Genomic DNA, 4,089 nt, shown 5'->3' with positions numbered 1-4,089 from the left:
CTCGTCCAAGCCCCCGACCAGCTGACATCCGCGGCACCCCAGGGGGTGGGGAATTCCCCCGACAAACCCCCTGGGGAATTACGCCGTCGTCGACAGCTCTTCACCTCCTCCCTGCCGGTCGCGCAGACGGCTTGACTTCGTCATTGAGATTCCTTTCGCTCGCTGAGCGTCGCCTGCCGCCCTTGTTGCGCGCAGCGCCGGGGGGATTTCATCAGCCGGTAGGGGGTGACGTCGCAACTTTGTCTTTGGAATAGACGATGGCGTTCATCCGCCGCAGGACGTCCAACTGCGCCGCGTTGTGCAGTTCGATGGCCCCCGCCTCAGTACTGCGGTCAGGTGCGGATCCTCGCCCGACGCCGCCCGCTCGCCCAGATCACGCAGCAGGGGATAATCTTGCTGCTCCTGCACGACCTTGACGACGAAACGCTCGGCCACGTTTTGCCGGTACCTGTCATCGGCCTCATCAGTGAGTTCGTCGAACTCACGTCTCACCTCGGAGCGCGGGAACTTGTGTACTTCCCGTAGCGCCTCCAGGACAGCGGGCTCGAGGACCCGCGAGCAGATCAGCAGGAAGGTCCGCCCGGGCTCGGACAGGTCCGTGGTGACGTCGCCGAAGCCTGACGGCAGACCAATGAGAGCACGATGCCGCAAGATCGCGGCAAGTTCCGTACGCACGTCCCGCTGGCGCTCGATACACGCCGCGAGCTGGTCGTCGATGGTGCGGAACAGCTTCGCTACGCCCTCGTCCGACTCGTCTATCGCAGCAATGCGGGCCAGCGGCATGCCGAGGACCACGAGCCGACGAATCCACAGCAGCCGTACCAAATGATTGACCGTATACCTTTTGTAGTCGTTCGGCAGGCGTTCCGGCTCCTCCAACAGCCCGATGTTGTGGTAATGCCGGACAGTCCTCAGCGTCGTGCCCGCAAGCTCGGCCACCTCACGAGTGCTCCATCCGAGGTTCTTCTGCACCGGGAAATTCCACCCCATGCCCCTACGGCACAGTCAAGGTCGCCAAAGCCCAAAGCGACTAACGGTCAGTGAAACAGGTCCACCTGACCACGAAATCGCCCTCCCGTAACTCGTGAACCGTTTGTCACGATCGTACGTTACAGCGGCATGGCAGAGGCAGGCGCTCCGCCCACCACAACGCCGACTGCGCTCATGGGCGAAGCAGCGGGAGACCGGACCGGTGATCGTGCTCGATGACCGAACAAGGAGACGACCATGACCAAAGCTGTGGCCATGATGAGCGTTGGTTGCTGGCCGCCGCTGGGCTTTCGATCACCGGGCCAGCCGCGTCCGCCGCGCCGTCTCCACAACCCTCCCCCTCTCTGTCGGCCACCGCCCGGGCCGCCCTCAAGGAACACCGGGCCGCGGTCCGCGGATCGGACAGGGACTCCTACCAGGTTCGCACCAGCAAGACCGACAGCAGCGGACGGCAGGAAGCGTTACAGATCACCGTAAGATTTCTGTAGGCTTCTCAGTGGTATCTTTCCAATATCTTTATTGTGGGTGTATGACGGAACGACCTCGAGAGATCATCAAGGCGGTACACCCGCACGCGAGCCCCGCGACGAGGCCGCTATCGCTCACCGACCAGGTGTACGAACAGCTCAAGGAAGACATCCTTGAGGTGCGGTGCAGCCCCGGTGACGCGCTGATCGAAGCGGAGCTCGCGCAGCGCTACGGCGTCTCCAAGACGCCTGTCCGCGAAGCGCTGCGCCTGCTCGTGCAGGACGACTGGGTCGCTGTCATGCCGCGCAAGGGGTACCTGGTGCGCCCCGTTCACCTGGACGACATTCGCGAGATTTTCGAGATCCGGCACATGATCGAGCCCGTCCTGGCGGGCCGCGCGGCCGCACAGGCTTCGGAGGCCGCCCTGGAAGGGCTCGCCGGGCTGTGTACGGAGCAGGCGGACCCGGGCATGGGTGTAGGGCAGCCGCTGCTGGCGGCTCGCAATTTCCACATCGAGCTCGCTGCTCTGGGAGGCAACCGGCGTGTGCTGCCGGCGCTGAGCCGGCAGCTGGACGAAGTGCGAAGGCTGCACCATCTCATGCCCCGGGTGGAACCCCACATCACCTCGCGGATTGAACTGTCGGCCCACCGCGACATCGTGGAAGCCCTGGGCAGTCGCGATGCCGATGCGGCGCGGACGCTCATGACGGACCACCTGACCGAAGTGGCCAATGCCATGGTGGAGGCCTTCGTCGACGTCCGGCGATGAAGCGGTGAGCTGAGGCGTGAGCGCGCGCCTCCCCCCACGCGCACCATCGAACACAGCGCACGAGTCGACGACCACCGCGCCCCCCACCACCACCCACTCCCGCAGGCCCACCCCCCACGGGCCGCCCCCGCCCCCCCCGCCCGGCCCAGCCCGGGCGCGCGGGCCGGCCCCCGCCCCCCCCCGGGCCGCGCGCCCACCCCGAGTCGCTCTGGGGGCAGGACAGGGCCCGCGACCACCGTCTCCTTCGGCCAGGAGGCCATCGGGCACCGTGTTGAGCAGGGGCGTTCCGTCCTGACCGTGCGTGGTGCCGACGGTGACCGGGAGCTGAGCGCACGGTACGTCGTCGCAGCCGACGGTGGCCGGAGCGCCATGCGCAACCTGACAGGCATCAAGGTCGAGCGTGGCGTCGCACTTGGCCAGCGGGTCAACATCTACTTCCACGCCGATCTCGCCGCGCAGACCAGAAACCGCCCGTACCTCCTGTGGACGATCATGGCCCCGGACACTCAGGGCATCTTCATCGCCCTGGACGGCCACAGTCGCTGGCTCTACAGCATCGAACTCCTCCCCGGCGAGACCCTCGCCGACTACACCCAGGCGCGCGCGGTGCAGCAGCTGCGGCTTGCCACAGGAGTACCCGACCTCGAGCCCGACATCCGGTCCATGCTGCTGTGGACTATCGGCATGGGGGTCGCCACTCGGTTCAGCACCAACGGGGTGTTCTTCGCTGGCGACGCCGCCCACACCTTCCCGCCGATGGGAGGCCTTGGCATGAACAGCGGCATCCAGGACGGCCACAACCTGGCCTGGAAGCTCGCCGCCGTCCTCCGGGGAGGTGCCGCACCCGAGCTGCTTGACACATATGAGGCCGAGCGTCGGCCCGTCGCGCTCCTCAACGCCGAGCAGTGCATGGCCAACGCGGCCGCGCAGCAACAGGCTGCCAAAATGATGTCCGACCCAGCCCTGTTGGACCTCATGGCGAGCGAGGCAGGCGCCGAGGTACGCGCCCAGTTCGCGGCCGGCGTTGAGGTGCAGAAGGCCGAGTTTCACTCGCAGGGGCAGCAGTTCGGCTATGTCTACGACAGCGATGCGCTCATTCCCGACGGAACGGTTGCGCCGACCTCGAAGGTCGCTGAGTATCGGGCGACTGCGGCTCCTGGTGCTCGGCTACCACACCTGCGACTCGTAGACACGTCCGGCAACCGGCCGTCGACGGTCGAGCTGAGCGGCACAGGCTGGCTCGTCCTCGCCGGCCCGGCCGGACGGTCCTGGATCGATGCCGCTGCCCAGGTGACCGCCTTCGGTTTCCTCGGTGCCGTCGTGATCGGTGCCGCCGTGATCGGTGGCGAGCCGGGGGAGCGGGCTTATGCCGAGGCAGTGCCCGGCTCCTTCTCTGCGCTCTATGGGATCGAGAACGAGGGCGCGGTTCTCGTCCGGCCAGACGGCCACGTCGCCGCTCGCTGGTCGTCTGGCGTCCCGGACGCGGCTGGAGCCCTTCGAGCCGTGGCCGAGAAGGTACTGGCACGTGGCACTGCCGTCGTCTGGGAGATCATCGGTGACTGACTTGTTGGCCATCCGGTGGTGGTCACCCAGGCGCTCGGGGCGGGCCAGTACAGTGCCAGGGCCTGTGTGGTGCCGCCATGGGCGCGGTCGCAGGCGCGGCGTTTGTCTTCACACTGCCGCTGCTGTCGTTCAGCCTGCCGTTCCCCAGCGCCACTGACGGTTCGCTGTTCGCCATCTTCCTGTACGCCGCCCTCTGGCGGTCGTCGTCATGTTTGCCCCCGGCTGACTTGACTGGTGGAGGCCTTCGGCGACGTGCGGTGATGAGCTGAGGCGTCGGCATGGACCACCCGCTCTGCGGG

4 protein-coding genes are annotated in these 4,089 nt (G+C 66.9%); 3 read left to right on the top strand and 1 reads right to left on the bottom strand.

What is annotated here, in order from left to right; translation table 11 throughout:
* Positions 1-264: 264 nt before the first annotated feature.
* Positions 265-972, bottom strand: coding sequence for a MerR family transcriptional regulator (locus ACFXB5_RS23895; RefSeq protein ID WP_385211273.1), 708 nt, complete (start codon positions 970-972; stop codon positions 265-267).
* A 547-nt stretch (positions 973-1,519) separates the two neighbouring features.
* On the opposite strand from ACFXB5_RS23895, the gene ACFXB5_RS23890 reads away from it, so the two are divergent.
* The 3 genes from ACFXB5_RS23890 (at position 1,520) to ACFXB5_RS23880 (ending at position 4,059) form a co-directional block, all read left to right on the top strand.
* Positions 1,520-2,227: a GntR family transcriptional regulator gene (locus tag ACFXB5_RS23890; RefSeq protein ID WP_385211270.1), complete on the top strand. Its 708-nt coding sequence runs from the start codon at positions 1,520-1,522 to the stop codon at positions 2,225-2,227.
* 9 nt (positions 2,228-2,236) lie between these two features.
* Positions 2,237-3,790 carry an FAD-dependent monooxygenase gene (locus ACFXB5_RS23885; protein WP_385211279.1) on the top strand — a complete coding sequence of 518 codons (1,554 nt, stop codon included), beginning with the start codon at positions 2,237-2,239 and terminating at the stop codon, positions 3,788-3,790.
* Positions 3,791-3,867: 77 nt separating this feature from the next.
* Complete coding sequence (locus ACFXB5_RS23880) at positions 3,868-4,059, top strand: hypothetical protein (RefSeq protein ID WP_385211268.1); 192 nt, start codon at positions 3,868-3,870, stop codon at positions 4,057-4,059.
* The last annotated feature ends 30 nt before the right edge of the window (positions 4,060-4,089 follow it).

It is taken from the genome of Streptomyces sp. NPDC059455 (assembly GCF_042750115.1).
Lineage (GTDB): Bacteria > Actinomycetota > Actinomycetes > Streptomycetales > Streptomycetaceae > Streptomyces > Streptomyces endocoffeicus.
The sequence above is the reverse complement of the archived record's forward strand: the minus strand, read 5'-3'. Positions and strand labels throughout refer to the sequence as shown.

Excerpts from the sequence above, each read along its gene's own strand:
- ACFXB5_RS23890 (WP_385211270.1), top strand. The coding sequence starts at position 1,520 with ATGACGGAACGACCTCGAGAGATCATCAAGGCGGTACACCCGCACGCG.
- ACFXB5_RS23880 (WP_385211268.1), top strand. The coding sequence starts at position 3,868 with ATGGGCGCGGTCGCAGGCGCGGCGTTTGTCTTCACACTGCCGCTGCTG.